Source organism: Campylobacter concisus, from assembly GCF_015679985.1.
Classification (GTDB): Bacteria; Campylobacterota; Campylobacteria; order Campylobacterales; family Campylobacteraceae; genus Campylobacter_A; species Campylobacter_A concisus_AC.
In genome coordinates this window covers 1,477,797-1,498,406 of sequence record NZ_CP049239.1, presented here as the reverse complement: position 1 = coordinate 1,498,406, position 20,610 = coordinate 1,477,797, and the positions used below count along the sequence as shown (strand labels likewise).

Sequence of the window (20,610 nt, the reverse complement as noted above, 5' to 3'; positions counted from 1 at the left end):
GATCTTGGTTGCAGTTGTAGCACTATTCGTATTTGCACTATTAGCATCTTTACTAGACTATAATCTAATTGGAAAAATATCTATTTTGCTTAGTTTCTTTATAATAACTTTTGGCATTTATACTTCAATGGATAAAGTAAAAACCAAAATAACGCATTGGCTTGCAATATGTTTTGGTGTTTTTTTATGGTCTATTTGCGATGCACTAATGGTGTCAAATCAAGATGTGCTATTGCGGGCTCATAGTTCTTATGCGTATCTTGATGTGTTTTTTATGTTGCCGATGATATCTATTTTAACTGGCGTTAGTATATTTTTGTATTCAAAATTTGCAGCCAGTCAAGAGAAACTAGCCATCATTATGGATAGCATAAGTGTCTTTTTTTTAATAGTAATTTTAATATATGGTATTTTTGACGAAATAGATATTTCATCAATGATAAATAATAGATCAAATATTGTTTTTCTCTCTATTGTAGCCATAAATTTTCTTATACTTTTTATTACTTTAAGTGAGATTTTTACAAGTAGTTTGCTTCATATAAGAATTAGTGGCTTTTACCTTATATCAGCTAGCATTTTATTTACGATGCTAAATTTATTTATTTTTTATAGTCAGATCTCAAATGTAAATTTTGGCCATAAAATAGATTTTTTGTATATCGTTCCTTTCTTCTTTTTAATGATAGGAGCTTTTCATTTAAAAGCCCAAAACGAATATGTTACAAATACTGATAAAGATATCTCAATAGGATCAAAATGGCTACCAATAATAATAGTTTTGCCTTTGCTATTACAAGAAGATCTAACATCTTTTAGTGCGCTCATCTCACTTTTTGTTTTAGTTGTAAATGCTATTGTTAATTACTATGTTAAAAGCTCTATTGCAAGCAGAAAAATATTAGATTATGAGAGAAATCTTCATAGAGAAATGGAAAAGTCGATGCATGAGCGGACCAATGAACTTATGCTCGCAAATTTAAGACTTCAAGATATGTCTGAGAAAGACTATCTAACAGACCTTGGCAATAGAAATTTTATAGTAAATGAGCTTGAGAGAATGTGTAAAAGCATTTCTGAAGATGAGGAAATCGCAGTTTATTATATAAATTTAAGCCGTTTTAAAAGCATAAATACATCTTACGGGCATGAAATAGGCGATAGAATTTTAAAACTAGTTGCAAAAAGGATACTTGAAGTTTGCAATAGACAAGAGGCCATAGCAAGGATTAGTGCGGACGAATTTATCGTATTAGCAAAAATGGAGATAAATAGTCATACAAAACGCTTAAATCTTGGTATTGCCTTAAAAGACGCTATTGAAAAGCCAATTCAAATAGATAGATATCACTTTGGGCTTAAGTGCATAATAGGCATAGACGTAGCAACAAAAAATAGTACGGCAAATCCAAGAAATATTATAAAAAATGCAGATATGGCAATGTATTACGCCAAGAAAAATCCAGCTTTAAATCCTATGGTTTATAGCGATAAAATTAGCAATGAAATGCACCTAAGCTCAAGCATCGAGATCGCGCTTAAAAAAGCTAATTTGCAAGAAGACCTTCATGTATATTTTCAACCAATATTTGATCTAAAAATCGAAAAAATGATCTACGCAGAGGTTTTTTTATATTGGAAATCAGAAAAATTTGGCTTGATGGAAGCAAGTAAATTTATGAAAGAGGTCAATGTAAATAGTGATATCTTAAACGATATTTGCTCGCTTTTAGTTTCAAAGACCATAGAGTATGTAGATAGATGGCAAAAAGAAAAACTCTTGATACCAAAAATAAGTATAAATGTTGCACAGATTCAAAGTAAATCAGAAAAATTTGTTTTAGATTTTGTTTCTAGCTTACGCTCGCACCATATAAATCCAGAGCTTTTTGAAATAGAATTTGGCGAAGAAATATGGACAAATAATTCTAAAACGCTCGATAAAATTTTTTCTATTCTTAAAGAAAATAATATAGATGTTTGCATAGATAATTTTGGCTCTGGATATACTTCATTTATTTATATTAGAAAATACGGTGTTAAGCGTATAAAAATAGCAAGTGAATTTGTTGCTCAAGCATCAAATAGCAAAATAGATGCACAAATCGTATCTGCAATTATTGATTTAGCAAAGGCAATGAAGATAAAAGTTGGTGCAAAAGGCATAGAAAAAGAAGAAGACATTCGTTTCTTAAAAGAGCTTGATTGTAATGAAGTGCAAGGACTTTTCTTATCTCGTCCTATGAGCGCGGAAGAATTTGAAGACCTTGTAAGACAAGATCCTCAAATGATAGCTAGAGTTTAAATTTCGGCCTTTATCTCTTCGTTTGATTTTACGACCATGCCTGAGCCATGGATTACGCTTGGAACACAACTGGTGCAGATATCAACTTCTTCGCCATTTTTATGAGCGTGGATAAAAACCGCATTTGTATCATCGCTGCTTTTTAGTCCGCAAACATTGCAAACCACTAGATCTTTTTCTCTCATTTTTTCTCCTTTGAAATTTTTGCTTATTTTAGCTCCTAAATTTTATACATAAAATGATTTAAGTCAAGCTTACCTCGTGGCATTTAATAATTTTTTGTTATAATCCTTTAAAATTTTAAAAGGCCTAAAATGAATGAAAGAACGATTATTTTAGAGATGTTAAAGATGCAGCAAAGCCTAAATGATGAGACAAATGGGCTTGGCTGGGAAAATGGTTATACTAATAAAAATAAATTAATTAGCTGGAGGCGCTGCATATATATGGAGTGCGCTGAGCTGATTGATAGCTTTGCTTGGAAGCACTGGAAGAGCATCGATGCTAAGACTGATGAGCAAAATTTACGCATAGAAGTTGTTGATATTTGGCACTTTATTATGAGTCTAGCTTTACAAATTTATAAATCAAAACAGCTTGGAGATATAGAAACTTTGGCCGATGATATTTGCCAATCAAGCGGATTTAGTGAGTTTTGCAAAGAGCCACTAAAGATCGAAGACGAGAGCATTTATGAGATAATGAATGATGTTGAAATGCTTATACATGAGTGTAGCGGATTTGACTACGATATATTTGATATTTTAAAAATTTACTTCTCTATGTCTTTAAAATGTGGAGTAAATTTGTACTCGCTTTACGAATGCTACATCGCCAAAAACGTGCTAAATCGCTTCCGCCAAAACAACGGCTATAAAGAGGGAAGCTACAAGAAAAACTGGAACGGACGCGAAGACAATGAAGTGATGAGCGAAATTTTGTCAAATGGCGTTAGTAAGATAGGTGAAATTTACGCCGCACTTGAGCATGAATACAAAAAGGTGAAATGATAAATCTTCTTCGCCTTGGTTTTAAAGATTTTTTTACAGCCAAATTTATAACGCTATCCATCTTGCCACTTTGCCTTAGTATTTTTAGTCTTGCGTGGCTTACGATCTGGGGCGGCGGTGAGATATTTGACCTTTTAAGTGATAGTGCTAAAAACGAAAATTTTGCCTTTTTAGAGCCAAACTCGGCGCTCTCTTTTATAGCTATTAAAATTTTAAGCTTTAGTGCCACAAAATGGATAGTTAGCATACTTTTTTACGTTTTAAGTACCTTTTTAACGATAATTATTAGCATAGTAATCGCCCTAATCGTAGCTGGCTTTTTAACGCCAGTTGTAGCTAAAGAGATAAACAAAAGGCACTATCACTACATTCCAAAAAGCGAGGCTAGCACGGCTAGAGTGCTAAAAGTGATGATGGTTGAGATCATGAAATTTCTTGGGATATTGCTCGTTTGCCTACCTCTTTTATTTGTACCAGTCTTAAATTTTTTCATCATCAACGTGCCGTTTTTTTATATCTATTACAAACTTTTACTAATAGACGTTGGCTCAAACACTCTTGATAGTGATAAATTTGAGCTAGCACTGCTTGAAGGTGGCGGGATAAAATTTATAGCTTTTACGCTTTTGTTTTATCTCATCTCGCTTGTGCCGCTTGTGGGACTCTTTTTTCAGCTTTATTTTGTGATAGTCTTGTCGCACCTCTTTTTTGAGAAAGAAGCACTTATAAAAATTTAGAGCCAGAAGGCCCTAAATTTACGCATAGTAAGATACTTTGTTGCTCTCATCAAGCAATGTGTCAAATAGCCTTTTTGTGGCACTTAGTAGATTTTTGTTTGCATCATTTTTAGCCAGAAGCTCGTCAAACATCTTTAGCATATTGTCATTTATGAAATTTTTGTGATTTAGATCTTTTGCGTCAGGCAACATCTGCTTGATCTTGTTTGAAAGATCGCTTATGCTTTGGCTGCTACCCGCGATCTTGTCGCCCTCTTTGACGTTTTTCATAAATTCATCAACTTGTGGGCGAATTTGCTTCATCGCCTCTTCAATCTCTTTCATATCTTGCTCGTCTATGCCGTTTCCTTTATATAAAAACTCATAGCCGTATTCGTGCGTGAGAGTAAGACTTCTTTGGCTTGAAGTACCATTTTTCTGGCTTGAAAACTCCAAACTTTTGTTGTCATACATCGAAAAGCTTATCTCATCGCCTGAGCTAGTCTTCATCGAAAAGCTCATGTTGTTGTAGCTTCCTTGAGAGTAAAAATTTGTTTGCATTTTTAAATCCTTTTGAGGCTAAATCGGCAAAATTTTAATTTCATAAAGCAAAATTTTGTAAAATGCGTCAAAAAAGGACGGGCGATGTGTTGTTTTGGGACTAGGATCTTTTTGCTTATGCTTATCACTGTTTTAAGCTTTGGCTTTGCTAGGCTCTACCCAGTTTTACCAGTCGTTGGCTATTATTTGATACTTGCAAATTTGCTCTCAATTTTGATGTTTTCACTATTTTTTAAAGGGCTTTTGCCAAGCTTTGTAAAGGTTAATGCGATCCACTATTTTTCGCTAATCGGCGGCTTTTTAGGAGCATTTTTAACGATGCTTGTTTTTAAAAAAGTTGCAAAAGATAAATTTACTTTAGTAGAGCTTATTATTTTTACGCTTTGGATGCTAATAATCGCCATAGTCATCTTTAAATTTCAAACCATTCTTGACATTTTTAGGGGAATTTAGATGGATGAGAGGATAGTAAAATTTTTAAAAAAGATGCATCTTGCAAGTGTTTGCGCCATTGATGATGAGGGACAGCCTTACGCTTTTAGCGCATTTTACGCCTTTGATGAGCTAAGCTTTTGCCTTTTGCTAGCTAGCTCTGACGAGAGCTCTCATGTTAAATTTTTAAAAAACTCAAAGCTCGTTGCTGGTACGGTCGCTCTTGATACAAAGATCGTTGGCAAGATAGAGGGCGTGCAGTTTCAAGGAGTGATGAGAGAGGCTAAAGAAAATGAAATAGAAATTTATTTTGAAAGATTTTTTTATGCAAAAGCGATGGATCCAAAAATTTGGTGCATAAATCTTGAAAAACTAAAATTTACAAGCAACGTTCTTGGTTTTGGCAAAAAGATAAAGTGGGAAAGAAACGATAAAATTTAGACGTTAAGCTTATATAAGCTACAATCGTTGAAAAATTAGAAAAAATAAGGAGAATCTATGAAATTTAGCGGAAAAAACGTGCTAATAACAGGTGCAAGTAGAGGTATCGGTGCACAAATCGCAAAAACGCTTGCAAATATGGGCTTAAAAGTGTGGATAAACTACCGTTCAAAGCCTGAGATAGCAGACGCTTTGCAGGCTGAGATCGAGCAAAATGGCGGCAAGGCTGCAGTGATAAAATTTGACGCGACAGACGAAGATGAGTTTATAAAAGGTATAAATTTGATAGTTGATAGCGATGGTGAGCTAAGCTATCTTGTAAATAACGCTGGCATTACAAACGACAAGCTAGCACTTCGCATGAAAACTAGCGAATTTACAGATGTAATAAATGCAAATTTAACTTCAGCTTTCATAGGATGTAGAGAGGCTTTGAAAGTGATGAGTAAAAAGCGCTTTGGAGCGGTCGTAAATGTCGCATCTATCGTTGGTGAGATGGGAAATGCAGGACAGGTAAACTATTCAGCCAGCAAGGGCGGACTAATCGCCATGAGCAAGAGCTTTGCAAAAGAGGGTGCAAGCAGAAATATACGCTTTAATAGCGTAACTCCGGGCTTTATCGAGACTGATATGACGCATGGGCTAAGTGATGAGGTGAAAAAAACTTATAGCGATAATATCCCGTTAAAACGTTTCGGCAGTGCTAGTGAAGTAGCTGAGGCGGTTGCATTTTTACTAAGCGATCACGCAAGCTACGTAACTGGTGAGGCGCTTAAAATAAATGGCGGACTTTATATGTAATGAAATTTCAACAAGTTTTGAAATTTAAAATAAATAAAAGCGTAAATATTATAAGATAACAGACATTTTTTATAAGGAGACCTTAAAATGGCAGTATTTGAAGACGTAAGAGACGTAGTTGTAGAGCAACTAAGCGTAGATCCACAAGCGGTAAAACTAGAGTCTAAAATCATTGAAGATTTAGGCGCTGATTCACTTGACGTTGTAGAGCTAGTTATGGCTTTAGAAGAGAAATTTGAAGTAGAAATTCCTGATAGTGAAGCAGAGAAATTAATAAGCATTCAAGACGTTGTAAATTATATAGAAAAACTAGGTAAATAATTAAAATTTACATAGTTTGATTTAAGGAGATGTATTGAAACGAGTCGTTGTAACTGGTATAGGCATGATAAACGCACTTGGTCTTGACAAAGAGAGTTCTTTTAAGGCTATTTGCGAGGGTAAAACAGGTGTGAAAGAGATCACAAGCTTTGATGTAAGTGACTTTCCTGTTAAAATTGCTGCCGAGATAACTGATTTTGATCCAAATAGTATTTTGGACGGCAAAGAGGTGAAAAAAGTAGATCGTTTCATACAGCTTGGCATAAAAGCATCTAATGAAGCTATGGCTGATGCAAATTTTAAAGAGTTTGATGCTCATAAATTTGGCGTTAGTTCAGCAGCTGGTATAGGTGGCTTGCCAAATATTGAGAAAAATTCAATTACATATTTTGAAAAAGGTGTAAAGCGAATTTCGCCATTTTTCATTCCATCAGCACTTGTAAATATGCTAGGTGGAATAGTTTCAATAAATCATGGGCTAAAAGGTCCAAATTTATCTAGTGTAACAGCTTGTGCGGCAAGTACTCATGCAATATCTCAAGCAGCAAAATGCATTATGATTGGCCAAGCTACAAATATGCTAGTTATTGGCGCTGAGTCTACTATTTGTGGTGTTGGAATAGGTGGTTTTGCTGCCATGAAAGCACTATCAACTAGAAATGATGAGCCAAGCAAGGCTTCAAGGCCATTTGATGCAAACCGCGACGGCTTTGTAATGGGTGAAGGAGCCGGTGCACTTGTGCTTGAAGAGTATGAGTCAGCTATTGCAAGAGGTGCTAAAATTTATGCTGAAGTAGTTGGATTTGGCGAGAGTGGAGATGCTCATCATATCACGTCACCAACACTTGAAGGTCCATTAAGTGCGATGAAACAAGCACTTGATATGGCAAAAGGTGTAAAGATAGATTATGTCAATGCACATGGTACTTCAACACCTGTAAATGACAAGAATGAAACTGCGGCGTTAAAAGCAGTTTTTGGTGACAAATGTCCACCAGTTAGCTCAACAAAAGGTCAAACTGGACACTGCCTAGGTGGTGCTGGTGCGATCGAGGCTGTTATATCTATAATGGCAATGAGAGACGGTATTATACCTCCAACAATAAACTACGAAACTCCTGATCCAGAGTGTGATCTAGACTATGTTCCAAATAAAGCTAGAAAAGCTGATATAAAGGCTGTTATGAGCAATTCGTTTGGCTTTGGCGGCACGAATGGCGTCGTGATATTTAAAAAGTTGGATTAAGATGTCAAATTATTTAGATTTTGAAAAAAGCATAAAGCAAATTGATGAAGATATAGCAAATGCTAAGATTAGAGGCGATGAACATGCTGTTGAAATTTTAAATAAGAATTTATCTAAAGAGATATCAAAAATATATAAAAATTTAAACGAATATCAACGTTTGCAACTTGCTCGTCATCCAGATAGACCATATTCTATTGATTATATTAATGCGTTTTTGATTGATGGATATGAGATTCATGGAGATAGAGCATTTAGAGATGACCCAGCAATAGTTTGTTACATCGGTTATATCGGAGGTAAAAAGACTGTTGTTATAGGTGAGCAAAAAGGCCGTGGCACTAAAAACAAATTAAGAAGAAATTTTGGTATGCCTCATCCTGAGGGTTATCGCAAAGCTCTTAGAGTTGCAAAAATGGCTGAAAAATTTAATTTACCTATTTTATTTCTCATAGATACTCCAGGAGCATATCCAGGCGTTGGAGCTGAAGAGCGAGGACAAAGTGAAGCCATAGCTAGAAATTTATTCGAGTTTGCAAATTTAAAAACTCCAATAATTGCTGTTGTTATTGGCGAAGGTGGAAGTGGTGGCGCATTAGCTATAGGCGTGGCTGATAGACTCGCTATGATGAAAAACTCCGTTTTTTCAGTTATCTCTCCAGAAGGCTGTGCGGCAATACTTTGGAATGACCCAGCTAAACAGGAACAAGCTACAAAATCTATGAAAATAACAGCTGATGATTTAAAAAGTCTATCACTGATTGATGCTGTTATAGATGAGCCGATAAATGGAGCCCATAGAGATAAAGAAGGTGCTGCAAAAGCACTTGTAAATTATTTTATCTCAGAGCTAGCTGAGCTTGAAAAGCTTGATATAAATGATCTTGTTGCAAAAAGAATAGAAAAAATTCTCTCTATCGGAGCATTTGAAGAATAAATTTATAGTCACAACAATTTTATAAGAATACTTATCAAATTTGTTTGTGGCATCATCTACCAAAATACTAAAACAATTTAAAAATCAATATAAATTTAATCGCTTTAACAGCCATAATTTTTACACTAGCTTTTATATCTTTAAGATTTAAACACTAAAATTGTTAATGTCAAATCTACATAAAGAGTATTAATGAATAAATTTCAAGAAAAATATATCACTCTTTCAAAAGAATATTATAAAAATAATGGCAATGCTTCTAGCATTGAGGCACTCTATCAGTTTAAAGAAGAGTTGGAAAATTGTGATGACATTTGCGCAAAGTATGTTTTAGTCGATGTTTATAAGCTTTTATCTATGAGAAAGAGTGCTTACGACTTACTTTTAAAAATACATGACAAAGGTGATAAAAAACAGCTAAAGGCACTTGGCCATCTAGTGCAATTCATTGACGAAAATGATAAATGGGCGCTGCCTCGCCCAAAAAGTAGAGGTCAAATTTTGGCTCAAGAAGATAAAGCCTCCACACTACCAAAATTTATCTACCATCCTAACCCTTTAAAAACTGGCGCATTTAAAGATGATATGAGCATCTTGTGTGAGTGTTGTGGCAAAGATACCGAAGTTTATTATAGCGGTAGCATTTATTGCGAGAAAGATATTTCGTATCTTTGTCCTACTTGTATTTCTAGTGGTAAGGCTGCTAAGAAATTTGACGCAACATTTGTGCAAGATACTGACAAACTAACTACAAGTGATGCTAAAAAGGATGACGAACTCTTTAGAAGAACCCCGGGCTACGAGAGCTGGCAGGGCGAGCATTGGATAGCTTGTTGTGATGATTATTGCGAATTTTTAGGTGATGTTGGAACAAAAGAGCTTGAAGAAATGGGTATAGCAGACGAGGTCTTTGAGGACTATGCAAAAAGAGCCGAATATGACGATAAAATGCTACGCGAACATCTTGTTAAAGCTGGCGATATTGCTGGATATTTGTTTCGTTGTTTGCATTGTAAGAAGTATCATATATACGTTGATGCTTGTTAAAGAGGAAAATATGGATATTGCAAAAATTTCTAAAGGTTGTAAAGAACGTGGGCTGGATGAACTTTTTAAACTTTTATCGCCACTAGCAAGAAATGCCATAAGGATAGATGTGCAAGCTAAAAATGACGATGATATCGCCGTTGGAGCGTCTAAATTTGGCGGCTCGCCAGATCTGCCAGATAGTTTAGCATGGCCGTCAAATGAAAATGGCGCGCTTAGCTTTGTGGTACAGATAAATTTTACTGAAGCTAGCAAATTTGACATTGACTCACTACTGCCAAAAAGTGGAATGCTCTATCTCTTTTATGATAGAAATTTACGTGTTTGGGGCTATGATCCTGCCGATAAAAACGGCTTTGCAGTGATCTTTTCTGATGTAAATAATGGACTGCTTTCTCGTAGGAGAGCGGAGAGCTTAGAGGGAGAAAATTCTACATTTAACGCACGCTTGCTTAGCTTTGAAAATGAGATAAATTTGCCAAATTTACAAAGCTCGATTGTGCCATTTAGTAAAATTAGTGAGGCTGAGTGGGAGGCCTATCATGAGGTTATTGAGCCAAGCTGGCAGGCTAAAGAAAATAAGCTCCTTGGGCACTCCGATAATGTCCAAGATGGTATGGAGCTAGAGTGTGAGCTGGTTGCAAATGGACTTAGCTGTGGTGATGGTAGCGCTTATCACCACCCAAGAATAGCGAAATTTGAGAAAAATGTTGCCCAGTGGCAATTGCTCTTACAGATAGATAGTGATGATGATGGCGACATGGACTGGGACGGAGAGGGTAGAATTTATCTGTGGATAAAGAGGGATGATCTTTTGGCGCGCGATTTTAGCAAGACGTGGCTAATTTTGCAGACAAGCTAAGACTGCTAAATTTATAAAAAATAAAAAACTAAAATTTGTAGAGAATTTATACTAGAGTTACCCAATAAATTTTTATTAGCATTCTTGGTGTGATTACCAAAAATTCATCGCCATTTCTACCACTATCTACTTAAATATATAAAATAATCAAAGATGGTAATGCCCAAATTTAGGCAAAATTTAGTAAAATCCTTAAAAATTTTAAAGGCAAAATATGTTTAATGGCTTGATTCGTGAGTTCGCACAGGTTGTTAGTTATTCACAAAATATTTTAAGGCTAAAGGCAAATTTTCGTCCAAATTTAGGCGATAGCATTGCTGTAAATGGTACTTGCCTGAGCGTAATAAAGCTGCATGAAGATGGCTTTAGCTTGGAGCTAAGCGCAGAGAGTAGGGCAAATATCGCGGTTGAAAATTTAAAAGAAAGAGTGCATATCGAGCCAGCGATGAAGCTAGGAGACCGAGTAGATGGGCATTTGATGCAAGGACATATCGATTTTATCGGTAAAATTTCAAATATCAAAAAGAATGAGAATGGGGTTGATTTTTACATCGACTTGCCGCGCGAGGCTATGAGTTTGATGTCAAATAAAGGCTCAGTGGGCGTAGAGGGCGTGAGTCTAACCATAAATGAAATTTTGCCAAAGGGTATAAGGCTTACAATCATACCGATTACATTTAGAGATAGTCTTTTTGGCACTTTCAAGGTTGGTAGACGCGTAAATATCGAAAGCGATCTTTTGGCTCGCTACGTAGCTAGGCAGCTTTTTTGTAAGCAAGATAGTGGCCTTAGTTGGGACGATGTCGAGCGAATTTCTAGCCTTTACTAGGTGGATAAAATGCGTAAAAATTTAGAGATCGTCTTTGATAAAAATGGCGTATTAGCTGGCTTTACAAATAGATTTGGCGGTGTGAGTGAGGGCATTTTTGAGAGCTTAAATTTAGCAGATCATGTTGGCGATGATCCGCTAATGGTCGCACAAAATCGTAAAATTTTAGCAACAGCACTTGGCATTATGCCTGTTAATTTAAAATTTATGAGCCAAATCCACTCAAATCGAGTGGAAATTTTGCAAGATTTTAACGATGATCTACTTCCGTGTGATGGTGTAATAACATCATTAAAAGGTGTGGCGCTTTGCGTCTTAGTCGCTGACTGCGCGCCTGTTTTGATAATAGATGAATATCTTGGCGTAGTCGCAGCTGTGCATGCGGGACGCGCAGGTGTTACTAGTAAAATTTGCACAAATGCAGTGGGGCTGATGACGAGTGAGTTTGGTTGCCGTGCGAATAATTTATGCGTGTTTATAGGCGCAAATATCAAAGTGCAAAACTACGAAGTAGGCAAGCTAGATCTAGGTGAATTTAACCGATATAAAAATGATGGAAAATTTGATATAAACGCAGCTTTATTAGACGAATTTGCTAAGCTTGGAGTAGAGCAAATATCGCTAGATCCTCGTTGTACTTTTGAGAGAGATGAATTATTCTCATACCGCAAACAGAGTAGGACCGGGCGTTTTTGCGGATTTGTGATGAATAGAGCCACATCGGTAAATACTAAAAAATAAAAGTAAATTTTTAGCCTCATTACTTGCCTGTTAAAATTTGCCTGCTAAATTGTATTGAACGTTTTTGATATTTAATTTGATCTAAAAAATGGCTAAATATAATAATTTTTAGCCACAATTTGACATCAAATCTCAAAAATAACAATAAGGGAGATCATGAAAATAGGTAGAATTTTGACCGCCATTATGTTAACGGGAGCCTTTTGTATGGTGCAAGCACATATGTTTTGGGTAGATGGAGCTAATGATGAAAAGCTAGGAAAATTTATCGCAAACATGGGTTATAGCGATGATTTTCCAAAGCTAGAGCCTATTATGGCCGAACGCGTCCATCTTTTTGCGCCAATTACTGTAATAAGTAAAGATGGTAGCAAAAAGAAGCTTACACAAAGTGGCGAGAACTACCGCTACGAGGGCGAAAGATTAGACAAAGGCACATATATTTTACTAGCACAGCAAAATCCTATGTATTCGCTTAAAAAACGTAGTGATGGCAAGTGGCTAATAGACAAAACTAAGCTTGATCTAAAGGATCTAAGCGATATACAGATTTGCCGGCTGATGACGATAACGTCTAAGAGAGTCTTAAATTTAGGTGAAATAAACGACTTCGTAACTAAACCTATTGGAGTTAAAATCGAGATCGTACCGCTACAAAACCCAGCGGAATTTAGAGTAGATAAGCCTTTTAAATTACAGGTTTTTGCTGATGGAAAGCCGCTAAAGCGAGCTAAACTAACTGGTACTTTTACTGGGTTTTTAGACCATAAGCACGCGTTTCATGGTGTGGCTGATGAGCAAGGCATCACTGAAGTGTTAGCTCTAAGGCCAGGTTTTTGGGTATTTGAGGTGATTTATGAAAGACCTTATCCAGATGCTACGAAGTGTGACAAAGAGACGTTAAAAACGACACTTAGTTTTGAGATAAAAGAATAAAAGTTTGATATAAATTTGAGTTCGAATTTATTATAAATTTTTTATAATCGCTTTGTAATTTTGAAAGTAGAGAAAGAATGCCTTACGAAAACTTTAAATCAAAAAATCCTCTTGTGCTAAAAATCACTACAAACGCAAGAAAATTTGGCGTAGAAACGCTACAAAATGAGGAGTTTGTAAGCATTCTTTTAAATGTTAAGAAGCTTAAAATTTCATCCGAACAAAGACAAACAATGGCAGAAATTTTTGCTAAGTTAATAAAAATCGAAGAAGACTCGCAATTAAGTAAATAAACTTTAGTTTAAATTCATATTAGTTTAAGTATAATCCCCCTTTATTTCACACACGACAATCCTAAATTTGGTTGTGCGAAAGCATTAATGGTCGTGGAGGATAAAACTAAATTCAAGGCAAAATGCCTAAAACAAGGAGAAACTCATGGTAACTATGAGAGATTTATTAGAGTGTGGCGTACATTTTGGTCACCAAACACGCCGCTGGAATCCAAAGATGAAAAAATTTATCTTTGGCGAGAGAAAAGGTATCTATATTATAGATCTACAAAAGACTATCCGCTATTTCCGCTACACTTACAACATTGTTCGTGACGCAGCTGCTGAAGGTAAGTCAGTGCTATTTGTTGGTACTAAAAAACAAGCTATCGATGCTATCAAAGAGTACGCTGAAAAATGTGGAATGCCTTATGTGAATCACCGCTGGTTAGGTGGTATGATGACAAACTTTGGTACTATCCGCCAGTCTATCCGCAAACTAGAAGTTATCGAAACTATGGAAGAAGATGGTTCGATAAATTTGTTAACTAAAAAAGAGGCTTTAATGCTTCGCCGCAAAAAAGAGAAGCTTATCGCAACTCTTGGTGGTATCCGCAATATGAAAAGCCTACCTGATATGATATTTGTTGTTGATACAGTTAAAGAAAAAATCGCTGTTCAAGAGGCAAACCGCCTAAAAATTCCAGTTGTAGCACCTATTGATACAAACTGCGATCCTGATGTTGTCGACTATCCGATCCCAGGAAATGACGATGCTATCCGCTCTGTTCAGCTTTTCTGCCAAGAGATGGCTGAAGCGATCAACGAAGGCAAATCACTTCTTGAGCAAGATGGTGGCGAGCAAGCTGCTGGCGAAGAAGTAAGCCAAGATGAGAAAGATGCAGTTGTAGCTGAGGCTATGAGTGAAGAAGACTTTGGCGAGGACGAAGAGTAATGGAAATAACTGCACAAATGGTAAAAGAGCTCCGCGAATCAACCGGAGCTGGCATGATGGACTGCAAAAAGGCACTTGGCGAAGCAAATGGTGACATGGAAAAAGCTGTTGACATCCTTCGCGAAAAAGGCCTAGGCCAAGCTGCTAAAAAGGCTGACCGCCTTGCAAGCGAAGGCTTGGTAAGTGTTGAAGTTTGCTCAAAATGCAAAAAAGCAACTATCAGTGAGATCAACTCTGAAACTGACTTCGTTGCTAGAAACCCACAGTTTCAAGCACTTGCAAAAGACGCAACAGCTCACATCCAATCAAGCGGCATAAAAACAGTTGAAGAGCTAAATGCGAGCACTTTAAATGGTGTTAAATTTGAAGATTATTTCAAAACTCAGATCGCAACTATCGGTGAAAATCTTGTAGTGCGCCGCTTTGAGACTATTATTGCTGATGATAAAGGCGTGGTAAATGGCTATGTTCACTCAAATGGTCGTGTTGGTGTACTTATCGGTGCAGCTTGCGAAAGCGCAGAAGTTGCAAATAAAGCAGCTGATTTTATAAGAAATTTATGTATGCATGCAGCTGCTATGAAGCCAAGCGTTATAAGCTATAAAGACCTTGATAAAGATTTTGTTGAGAAAGAATTTATCGCACTTCGTGCTGAGCTTGAAAAAGAAAATGAAGAGCTAAAACGCTTAGGCAAGCCACTTCATCACATCCCTGAGTATGCTAGCCGCTGCCAGATAGGCGAGGCAGAGCTTGCAAAAGCTACAAAAGCGATCGAAGAAGAGCTAAAAGCTGAGGGCAAACCTGAGAAAATTTGGGACAAGATCATCCCTGGTAAGATCGAGAGATTTTATGCTGATAACACAGTGCTTGACCAACGCCTCACACTTTTAGGCCAGTTTTATGTAATGGACGATAAAAAGACTATTGAACAAGTTATTGAAGAAAAAAGCAAAGAGCTTGGTGGCAAGATCGAGATCGTAAAATACGTTCGTTTTGAACTTGGCGAAGGCTTAGAGAAAAAAGTAGATGACTTTGCTGCAGAAGTTGCTGCTCAAATAGGCTAATGGAAATTTTAAGAGCGTCTAATCTAGGCTTTGCGTATGATTATACGCTCTTTAATAATATAAATTTAACTCTCAATCAAAAACAAAGCATCGCGATAACCGGCGTTAGTGGTTGTGGCAAATCAACACTTTTACACATACTTTCGACACTTTTAAAGCCAAATTTTGGTAAGGTTGTCTATCAAGATAGATCGATCTATGAGCTTTCTCAAAACGAGCTTTTGGCCATTAGAAGGCTTCATTTTGGCATTATTTTCCAGTCACACTATCTTTTTAAAGGATTTAGTGCTTATGAAAATATCGAGCTTGCAAGCATCTTATCTGGCGAAAATATAGAAAAAAATGATCTTAAAGCGCTTAAAATTTCAAGTGTGATAAATCAAAAAGTTGGCGAGCTAAGCGGCGGCCAGCAGCAGCGTGTGAGTATCGCTAGAGTGCTTACTAAAAAGCCAAAGATCATCTTTGCAGACGAGCCAACGGGCAACCTTGATAAGCAGACGGCAAATGAAGTGATGCAAGTTTTATTTGACTATATAAATGAAAATAACGCTGCCCTTGTTCTAGTTACTCACGACAACGATCTAGCCGCTAAATGCGACAATTCATACAAGCTTGATAACAAAGAGCTTGTGCAAATTTCTTAAATTTTAAAAACTAAAATTTATTATTTTATCTTTAATATTTTTATAAATTTTTCCAATTTAGATTTATCTCTATCTTTATAATATAAATTTGTATTAAAAGCTTTATGTAAGAAGTAGAAACAGGCAAACTTAAATCGCTTGCTTGATGAATAGAAAATTTAGACTTATCCAGCCATACCACCAGCTGGTTTTGAGCGTCTTTATGACTTTTTGTCTTAAAAAATTCCTTTTTTTCTTTTGTAGGTTTATATTCATCTTTGAAGATTTTTTCTTAGCATCAATCTTTTTCTCTAGCATATTCTTCTCATAAATTTTATATGTTAGCTTTCGGTATTCAAGGTAATTTCTAAAGCTAGCCTTATATCCTGCATCATAGTGGCAGCTTACACACATTAGTTCTTTATTACTATCAAGTAGTTGTTTGTGGTGAGTATGTATCTTTTGAATTTGTGCTGAAGTGTTGTTAATCTATTACATTTGTGTGGAGCTAGTGCCACTATTATCAAATACGAAATACTCGCGATTTTTTATATTCTTATGCCAATCAATCGCATCAAGAAATATACTCAGCCCTCTAAAATATCATCTTTGCCTCTGTTAGAGCGTATTTTGAGGTATTGTTATGTGGTATGTGGTAGTCTACACATCTTGCTTTGATAACCTATTTTGCCATTATCACTGTGGACGTCATCGTTATATACAATGACCACAGAATCCATCTCATGACAAACTATACAGAATTCATCCCACTTGTATCATCAAGTGTATAATGAACTGCAAAATAACTAAAATCCAAAATTTTACTTATAAAGAATATAAGCACTAATAGTTTTTTGAAATTTTCAAGGTGTTACCCTCCACATTCATTGTGGAATTTCATGCTCGTGGCACTCATCGCAGTATAAAGTCGGACCATCATAAGCTGAGTTGTGAGGATTTGCTTTTAGAGTATCCATAAATTTTAGTCCATCAGCTAAGAGCTTTTTACTCTTATGATAGGATAAGAAGCCATTATCACTGGTCGCTTTAAATTTGCTAGGATCATCGCCTTGGTTTTTGATGGCAATCAATACAATCAAAGCTTAAATGTTCGTGATGAGGCTTTAGCTTATGCTTAGCTCTTAGCTCGTCAGAAACTACTATCTTTGTAATATTTAGATCGCTCTTTGGTATGTCAGTACCAATCTATTAAGATAAATTAATATAAAAGTGTGTCAGTGACTACCAATGCATTATTCTAAAATAATTTATAAGTAAATAATCGGACTTTATATCGTTAGAGAAATTTTATACTTTATGATAATAGAGAAGGACTTTAAATTTCCTCTTTGATTTTTTTATAAAGCTCTAAAATCTCATCTTTTTTAATAATAAAGCTATTTTTATTTGCTATTAGATAAGCTGAGCTTTGCATGATATCACCAGCGATCTTTAGCCCATTTTGTTTCATGGTTGAGCCAGTCTCGACTACATCAACTATCGCGTCGCTTAAGCCAACTAATGGTGCAAGTTCGATCGAGCCATAAAGCTTGATGATCTTTACAGCTACGGCTTGTTTTGTAAAATAATTTCTTGTTATATTTGGCATTTTTGTGGCTATTTTTAGCTCTGGCTGGTTTAGATCTAGTTCAGAGTCGTTTTTTATACCAATGCAAACTTTACACTGTCCGATTTTTAAATCCAGTAGTCTTACAACGTTTGGCTTGTGCTCTTCAAGTACGTCAAGCCCCACTACACCAATATCAGCTGCACCTTCAGTGACATAAGTTGGGATATCTTGGTTGCGAACCATTAAAAATCTAAAATTTCCTTCTTCAAGGATTAATTTTCTATCTTCAAATAAAAAACTTGAACCAAAAATTTTTCTAAAAATTTCTAGTGTTGCCTCGGCTATTCTTCCCTTTGGTAGTGCTACTGTTATCATATTATCATATCTTTCTTTTCAGTTATTAGCTTTTGCATGGCACGAAAAACTAGCATCTTGTCGCAAATAGCATTTTTAAAAAATTTTGACAAAAAATCGCCATCTCCACCAGTAAAATAGACTTTTTTATCACCGGCTAGCTTATCTAGTAGAGTTATTATCGGTTTAATAATGCCATAACTCACGGCATCAGCTGTTTTTTGTGGTAGTGCATCTATGTCAATTTGTGAATTTATAGTAATATCAAGTCGTGGCGAGATACTTTTGTAGGCGTTTAGCATACTTGAAATGCCTGGCAAGATATATCCTCCAAGATGGATAGAATTTGCCATAATGTCAACTGTTATGGCGCTTCCAGCATCAACGATTACGCCATTATTTATAGAGTAACATGCTGCGATTCTATCTACTCCTAGACCCTGATATATCGTATCAATAGTAAAAAATGGTTCTAGATCCACAAACATCTTATTATCTTTTAAAATATTTAAAATTTCATCATTTACGGATATAAAATATACTTTTTTTTCTGGCTTATAGCTTTTAAACTCAGAAATTTTCATACGTGAGATTTTGCCATCTTCTAAAAATGTAGCGTTAGTATTGCCTATATTACACAAAATCATAACATCGCCAATTATTATCTTGTAGTTCTTTTAAGGCTTTAGAACAAATTTCTGAGCTATAAAATATAGTTTTTTTTCTTAGGCTTGTTTGGAATTTCATCTCTATTTTTTTAGAAATTTCTTCAAGCTCCAAAGCCTCTTTGCGTAGTAATCTACTTTTTGCTGTTCTTAAAAAGACAAGATTGTAAAAGCTCTTATTGTCCACTCCCCAAAAGATATCAAGCGTCTTTTTTGTGCTAAATTCACTTGTATTAAGTGCTTTGATATCTTTTAAAAGGATTTTTTTGGCTTCAAAAAGCTCCCAAATTTTTTGGTTCATTGCCCTAAATTAACAAGTTCATTATCATAGTAAAAGGCACCATTGCCCATAAAGCTTTTATCTTTTATCTCATCGCTAAATTCATAAATTTCAGTTCCACTGAGGTCTAAATTTGTTTTTATAACGTAGCCTGTTTTTTCGATTACGTAGAGCTTATTATTGATAATAGTGGCTGCTGAGAAGATGGCAAATTTGAAATTTACTTTATTTTGCTCTTTTAGCATAAGATTTGTTCTTACGATCGTACCATCTTTTTTAAAGATATAAATTTCATCGTTATTAACTAGTACATCTTTGATCTCACCGTCATAATAAACCGTTTGACTTGGGTTAATGACGATTAGTTTTTTTGCTGTTGCTGCTATTAAGTTATCACCCTCAACGCCTAAGAATATGATGTTATTAAAGAAATTTTCAGAACTTACGACCACGTCACGTAAAATTCTACCAGTCTCTTTTTGTACTATATAAATTTTGCCATCTAATGCCGGATAAACGATAAGCGAGCTCATAAAAAATGGTGCTACGACCCTTGAATCAACTGCTGCTATATTAGACGAGCTATATTCCATTATTGTTGTTGCGGTATTTATGTCTATTAGATAGATGTGGTTTGTCGCGCTAATAGCTGCTAATAGGTTTTTATCAAGAGAAGCAGCAACAATTGCTGTTGGAAATTTATTGCTATAAATGCTGCGTCCATTAGGATCTGTCACATTTAGATCGCCATTTATACTAGCTGAGATGATAAAGCCGTTGTTTTCATTTAAGAAATTAAAATTTTCAGGCAACTTAATGTTTGTATTTAGGCCATTTTTGGTGATAATATTGCCGTTATCAAGAGTGGCGCCATTTGCATTTGCTGATTTGATATAAGATGGCATATCTTTTGACAAAGAAATTTTGCCAGAGGTTTGAGCTGGCTCGAAATATTGTCTTTTTGTGCCACATCCGCTTAAAACTAAAGCCAAGGCAAAAGCCAAGAAAAGAGTAATTTTTTTCATTATTTTATTCCCTGATAGTGTTTTAAATTTTTAACTAAAGTTTGAAGTTGAGAGTCGAGTGAAATTTTATTAAACTCATCATTTGCTTCTTTGATTTTGTTTTGCTTTAAAAGCTCAAAACCTTTTAAAAGTGTGCTATATTCGCTTAAAATTTGATTGTTTACATTACCATTTTGTGAAAGAATGATATCTTTTACTATAGGATTTACTTTTAAATTTACAAGCTCGCTAATACCATTTGTCTCATTTTTATCAAGCTTTTGCTGAAGTGAAAAAAGTGCATATAAATTTGGCTCTTTTTCTTTTAAAATGCTTAAGGCATTTGCATCGTTTGGATTTAAAATGAGCTTTGAATAAGCCAAATTTGCATCTTCAATTCTATTATCATTTATTGTTTTGTTCGAATAAAATCCAATAATTGCAATTACAGCAACAATAATGGCAATTATCATAAATTTTTTATACTTTCTAAAGAAACGCTCACCTTTGATCATGCTTTCTAAAAACTGTTCTTGAGCACCAATCTCTTGTTTTATCTGTGTTAGATCTTCTTTTATAGCCAACGCTTTTCCTTTATTTTTAAAAAATTTTAATTCGCAGATTTTAACATAATTAAA

Annotated in this window: 27 protein-coding genes and 1 pseudogene; 18 read left to right on the top strand and 10 right to left on the bottom strand. The window is 35.4% G+C overall.

What is annotated here, in order from left to right; all coding sequences use genetic code 11:
• Positions 1–127: 127 nt before the first annotated feature.
• Complete coding sequence (locus G5B98_RS07560) at positions 128–2,305, top strand: bifunctional diguanylate cyclase/phosphodiesterase (RefSeq protein ID WP_232525361.1); 2,178 nt, start codon at positions 128–130, stop codon at positions 2,303–2,305.
• On the opposite strand, the gene G5B98_RS07555 is transcribed toward G5B98_RS07560, so the two are convergent.
• Positions 2,302–2,490, bottom strand: coding sequence for a hypothetical protein (locus G5B98_RS07555; RefSeq protein ID WP_021091806.1), 189 nt, complete (start codon positions 2,488–2,490; stop codon positions 2,302–2,304). The two genes, G5B98_RS07560 and G5B98_RS07555, sit on opposite strands and share 4 nt — an antisense overlap.
• A 129-nt stretch (positions 2,491–2,619) precedes the next feature.
• On the opposite strand from G5B98_RS07555, the gene dut reads away from it, so the two are divergent.
• Together dut and G5B98_RS07545 are read left to right on the top strand one after the other, a co-directional pair.
• Positions 2,620–3,315 (top strand): dUTPase, encoded by a 696-nt coding sequence (gene dut, locus G5B98_RS07550; protein ID WP_084041937.1) that lies wholly within the window; start codon positions 2,620–2,622, stop codon positions 3,313–3,315.
• Positions 3,312–4,052: an EI24 domain-containing protein gene (locus G5B98_RS07545; protein ID WP_196086550.1), complete on the top strand. Its 741-nt coding sequence runs from the start codon at positions 3,312–3,314 to the stop codon at positions 4,050–4,052. Before dut ends, G5B98_RS07545 begins: the two co-directional genes overlap by 4 nt.
• Positions 4,053–4,070: 18 nt before the next feature.
• Here the strand turns inward: G5B98_RS07545 and G5B98_RS07540 are convergent, their stop codons facing one another.
• On the bottom strand, positions 4,071–4,592 hold the full coding sequence (locus G5B98_RS07540) for an ATP/GTP-binding protein (RefSeq protein WP_103593654.1): 522 nt from the start codon (positions 4,590–4,592) through the stop codon (positions 4,071–4,073).
• A gap of 84 nt (positions 4,593–4,676) precedes the next feature.
• Between G5B98_RS07540 and G5B98_RS07535 the strand changes: the two genes are divergently transcribed.
• From G5B98_RS07535 to G5B98_RS07465, 15 genes are all read left to right on the top strand, one after another.
• Positions 4,677–5,045 (top strand): L-arabinose ABC transporter, encoded by a 369-nt coding sequence (locus G5B98_RS07535; RefSeq protein ID WP_196086549.1) that lies wholly within the window; start codon positions 4,677–4,679, stop codon positions 5,043–5,045.
• Entirely contained in the window at positions 5,046–5,465 is a 420-nt protein-coding gene (locus G5B98_RS07530) for a pyridoxamine 5'-phosphate oxidase family protein (protein WP_196086548.1), read from the top strand.
• 57 nt (positions 5,466–5,522) lie between these two features.
• Positions 5,523–6,266 carry a 3-oxoacyl-ACP reductase FabG gene (gene fabG, locus G5B98_RS07525; protein ID WP_196086547.1) on the top strand — a complete coding sequence of 248 codons (744 nt, stop codon included), beginning with the start codon at positions 5,523–5,525 and terminating at the stop codon, positions 6,264–6,266.
• Between the two features lie 87 nt (positions 6,267–6,353).
• A complete protein-coding gene (acpP, locus tag G5B98_RS07520; RefSeq protein WP_021091725.1) occupies positions 6,354–6,587 on the top strand; it encodes an acyl carrier protein in 234 nt (77 codons plus the stop codon).
• A gap of 34 nt (positions 6,588–6,621) precedes the next feature.
• The gene (locus tag G5B98_RS07515; RefSeq protein ID WP_084041941.1) at positions 6,622–7,833 is read left to right on the top strand and encodes a beta-ketoacyl-ACP synthase II; all 1,212 of its coding nucleotides are present in this window, start codon (positions 6,622–6,624) and stop codon (positions 7,831–7,833) included.
• Between the two features lies 1 nt (position 7,834).
• Complete coding sequence (gene accA, locus G5B98_RS07510) at positions 7,835–8,770, top strand: acetyl-CoA carboxylase carboxyl transferase subunit alpha (RefSeq protein ID WP_196086546.1); 936 nt, start codon at positions 7,835–7,837, stop codon at positions 8,768–8,770.
• Between the two features lie 192 nt (positions 8,771–8,962).
• A complete protein-coding gene (locus G5B98_RS07505) occupies positions 8,963–9,817 on the top strand; it encodes a CbrC family protein (RefSeq protein WP_196086545.1) in 855 nt (284 codons plus the stop codon).
• Positions 9,708–10,679: a YwqG family protein gene (locus tag G5B98_RS07500; protein ID WP_196086544.1), complete on the top strand. Its 972-nt coding sequence runs from the start codon at positions 9,708–9,710 to the stop codon at positions 10,677–10,679. The genes G5B98_RS07505 and G5B98_RS07500 overlap by 110 nt, the downstream gene beginning before the upstream one ends.
• Positions 10,680–10,893: 214 nt before the next feature.
• Positions 10,894–11,508, top strand: a complete 615-nt coding sequence (locus G5B98_RS07495; protein ID WP_196086543.1) for a riboflavin synthase — start codon at positions 10,894–10,896, stop codon at positions 11,506–11,508.
• Between the two features lie 9 nt (positions 11,509–11,517).
• A complete protein-coding gene (locus G5B98_RS07490; RefSeq protein ID WP_196086542.1) occupies positions 11,518–12,249 on the top strand; it encodes a polyphenol oxidase family protein in 732 nt (243 codons plus the stop codon).
• A gap of 156 nt (positions 12,250–12,405) precedes the next feature.
• The gene (locus G5B98_RS07485; RefSeq protein WP_196086541.1) at positions 12,406–13,185 is read left to right on the top strand and encodes a DUF4198 domain-containing protein; all 780 of its coding nucleotides are present in this window, start codon (positions 12,406–12,408) and stop codon (positions 13,183–13,185) included.
• Between the two features lie 77 nt (positions 13,186–13,262).
• On the top strand, positions 13,263–13,478 hold the full coding sequence (locus G5B98_RS07480; RefSeq protein WP_084041948.1) for an acetyltransferase: 216 nt from the start codon (positions 13,263–13,265) through the stop codon (positions 13,476–13,478).
• A gap of 145 nt (positions 13,479–13,623) precedes the next feature.
• Positions 13,624–14,412: a 30S ribosomal protein S2 gene (rpsB, locus tag G5B98_RS07475; RefSeq protein ID WP_002941277.1), complete on the top strand. Its 789-nt coding sequence runs from the start codon at positions 13,624–13,626 to the stop codon at positions 14,410–14,412.
• Positions 14,412–15,476, top strand: a complete 1,065-nt coding sequence (tsf, locus tag G5B98_RS07470; protein ID WP_084109562.1) for a translation elongation factor Ts — start codon at positions 14,412–14,414, stop codon at positions 15,474–15,476. The genes rpsB and tsf overlap by 1 nt, the downstream gene beginning before the upstream one ends.
• A complete protein-coding gene (locus G5B98_RS07465; RefSeq protein WP_084109561.1) occupies positions 15,476–16,120 on the top strand; it encodes an ABC transporter ATP-binding protein in 645 nt (214 codons plus the stop codon). Before tsf ends, G5B98_RS07465 begins: the two co-directional genes overlap by 1 nt.
• 129 nt (positions 16,121–16,249) lie before the next feature.
• Here the strand turns inward: G5B98_RS07465 and G5B98_RS09470 are convergent, their stop codons facing one another.
• From G5B98_RS09470 to G5B98_RS07430, 8 genes and pseudogenes are all read right to left on the bottom strand, one after another.
• On the bottom strand, positions 16,250–16,513 hold the full coding sequence (locus G5B98_RS09470; RefSeq protein ID WP_232524571.1) for a hypothetical protein: 264 nt from the start codon (positions 16,511–16,513) through the stop codon (positions 16,250–16,252).
• Positions 16,514–16,740: 227 nt separating this feature from the next.
• Entirely contained in the window at positions 16,741–16,839 is a 99-nt protein-coding gene (locus G5B98_RS09465; protein ID WP_232524570.1) for a hypothetical protein, read from the bottom strand.
• A 144-nt stretch (positions 16,840–16,983) separates the two neighbouring features.
• Positions 16,984–17,305 (bottom strand): annotated as a pseudogene (locus G5B98_RS07455) (cytochrome c3 family protein).
• 130 nt (positions 17,306–17,435) lie between these two features.
• Positions 17,436–18,044 carry an ATP phosphoribosyltransferase gene (gene hisG / locus G5B98_RS07450; protein WP_084109560.1) on the bottom strand — a complete coding sequence of 203 codons (609 nt, stop codon included), beginning with the start codon at positions 18,042–18,044 and terminating at the stop codon, positions 17,436–17,438.
• Complete coding sequence (locus G5B98_RS07445; RefSeq protein WP_084041953.1) at positions 18,041–18,670, bottom strand: type III pantothenate kinase; 630 nt, start codon at positions 18,668–18,670, stop codon at positions 18,041–18,043. Before G5B98_RS07445 ends, hisG begins: the two co-directional genes overlap by 4 nt.
• A complete protein-coding gene (locus tag G5B98_RS07440) occupies positions 18,657–18,989 on the bottom strand; it encodes a hypothetical protein (RefSeq protein WP_103577002.1) in 333 nt (110 codons plus the stop codon). Before G5B98_RS07440 ends, G5B98_RS07445 begins: the two co-directional genes overlap by 14 nt.
• Entirely contained in the window at positions 18,986–19,993 is a 1,008-nt protein-coding gene (locus tag G5B98_RS07435; RefSeq protein WP_196086540.1) for an L-seryl-tRNA selenium transferase, read from the bottom strand. The genes G5B98_RS07440 and G5B98_RS07435 overlap by 4 nt, the downstream gene beginning before the upstream one ends.
• The gene (locus G5B98_RS07430; RefSeq protein WP_196086539.1) at positions 19,993–20,556 is read right to left on the bottom strand and encodes a hypothetical protein; all 564 of its coding nucleotides are present in this window, start codon (positions 20,554–20,556) and stop codon (positions 19,993–19,995) included. The genes G5B98_RS07435 and G5B98_RS07430 overlap by 1 nt, the downstream gene beginning before the upstream one ends.
• Between the last annotated feature and the right edge of the window lie 54 nt (positions 20,557–20,610).

What these genes read in the sequence shown, in the direction of transcription:
- G5B98_RS07530 (WP_196086548.1), top strand. Translation starts at nt 5,046, where the DNA reads ATGGATGAGAGGATAGTAAAATTTTTAAAAAAGATGCATCTTGCAAGT.
- rpsB (WP_002941277.1), top strand. Translation starts at nt 13,624, where the DNA reads ATGGTAACTATGAGAGATTTATTAGAGTGTGGCGTACATTTTGGTCAC.
- accA (WP_196086546.1), top strand. Translation starts at nt 7,835, where the DNA reads ATGTCAAATTATTTAGATTTTGAAAAAAGCATAAAGCAAATTGATGAA.
- G5B98_RS09470 (WP_232524571.1), bottom strand. Translation starts at nt 16,513, where the DNA reads ATGTGTGTAAGCTGCCACTATGATGCAGGATATAAGGCTAGCTTTAGA.
- G5B98_RS07480 (WP_084041948.1), top strand. Translation starts at nt 13,263, where the DNA reads ATGCCTTACGAAAACTTTAAATCAAAAAATCCTCTTGTGCTAAAAATC.
- acpP (WP_021091725.1), top strand. Translation starts at nt 6,354, where the DNA reads ATGGCAGTATTTGAAGACGTAAGAGACGTAGTTGTAGAGCAACTAAGC.
- G5B98_RS09465 (WP_232524570.1), bottom strand. Translation starts at nt 16,839, where the DNA reads ATGGATTCTGTGGTCATTGTATATAACGATGACGTCCACAGTGATAAT.
- G5B98_RS07560 (WP_232525361.1), top strand. Translation starts at nt 128, where the DNA reads ATGGATAAAGTAAAAACCAAAATAACGCATTGGCTTGCAATATGTTTT.
- G5B98_RS07435 (WP_196086540.1), bottom strand. Translation starts at nt 19,993, where the DNA reads ATGAAAAAAATTACTCTTTTCTTGGCTTTTGCCTTGGCTTTAGTTTTA.
- G5B98_RS07500 (WP_196086544.1), top strand. Translation starts at nt 9,708, where the DNA reads ATGACGATAAAATGCTACGCGAACATCTTGTTAAAGCTGGCGATATTG.
- G5B98_RS07555 (WP_021091806.1), bottom strand. Translation starts at nt 2,490, where the DNA reads ATGAGAGAAAAAGATCTAGTGGTTTGCAATGTTTGCGGACTAAAAAGC.
- G5B98_RS07540 (WP_103593654.1), bottom strand. Translation starts at nt 4,592, where the DNA reads ATGCAAACAAATTTTTACTCTCAAGGAAGCTACAACAACATGAGCTTT.
- dut (WP_084041937.1), top strand. Translation starts at nt 2,620, where the DNA reads ATGAATGAAAGAACGATTATTTTAGAGATGTTAAAGATGCAGCAAAGC.
- G5B98_RS07490 (WP_196086542.1), top strand. Translation starts at nt 11,518, where the DNA reads ATGCGTAAAAATTTAGAGATCGTCTTTGATAAAAATGGCGTATTAGCT.
- G5B98_RS07440 (WP_103577002.1), bottom strand. Translation starts at nt 18,989, where the DNA reads ATGAACCAAAAAATTTGGGAGCTTTTTGAAGCCAAAAAAATCCTTTTA.
- G5B98_RS07445 (WP_084041953.1), bottom strand. Translation starts at nt 18,670, where the DNA reads ATGATTTTGTGTAATATAGGCAATACTAACGCTACATTTTTAGAAGAT.
- fabG (WP_196086547.1), top strand. Translation starts at nt 5,523, where the DNA reads ATGAAATTTAGCGGAAAAAACGTGCTAATAACAGGTGCAAGTAGAGGT.
- hisG (WP_084109560.1), bottom strand. Translation starts at nt 18,044, where the DNA reads ATGATAACAGTAGCACTACCAAAGGGAAGAATAGCCGAGGCAACACTA.
- G5B98_RS07465 (WP_084109561.1), top strand. Translation starts at nt 15,476, where the DNA reads ATGGAAATTTTAAGAGCGTCTAATCTAGGCTTTGCGTATGATTATACG.
- G5B98_RS07505 (WP_196086545.1), top strand. Translation starts at nt 8,963, where the DNA reads ATGAATAAATTTCAAGAAAAATATATCACTCTTTCAAAAGAATATTAT.
- G5B98_RS07535 (WP_196086549.1), top strand. Translation starts at nt 4,677, where the DNA reads ATGTGTTGTTTTGGGACTAGGATCTTTTTGCTTATGCTTATCACTGTT.
- G5B98_RS07485 (WP_196086541.1), top strand. Translation starts at nt 12,406, where the DNA reads ATGAAAATAGGTAGAATTTTGACCGCCATTATGTTAACGGGAGCCTTT.
- G5B98_RS07495 (WP_196086543.1), top strand. Translation starts at nt 10,894, where the DNA reads ATGTTTAATGGCTTGATTCGTGAGTTCGCACAGGTTGTTAGTTATTCA.
- tsf (WP_084109562.1), top strand. Translation starts at nt 14,412, where the DNA reads ATGGAAATAACTGCACAAATGGTAAAAGAGCTCCGCGAATCAACCGGA.
- G5B98_RS07545 (WP_196086550.1), top strand. Translation starts at nt 3,312, where the DNA reads ATGATAAATCTTCTTCGCCTTGGTTTTAAAGATTTTTTTACAGCCAAA.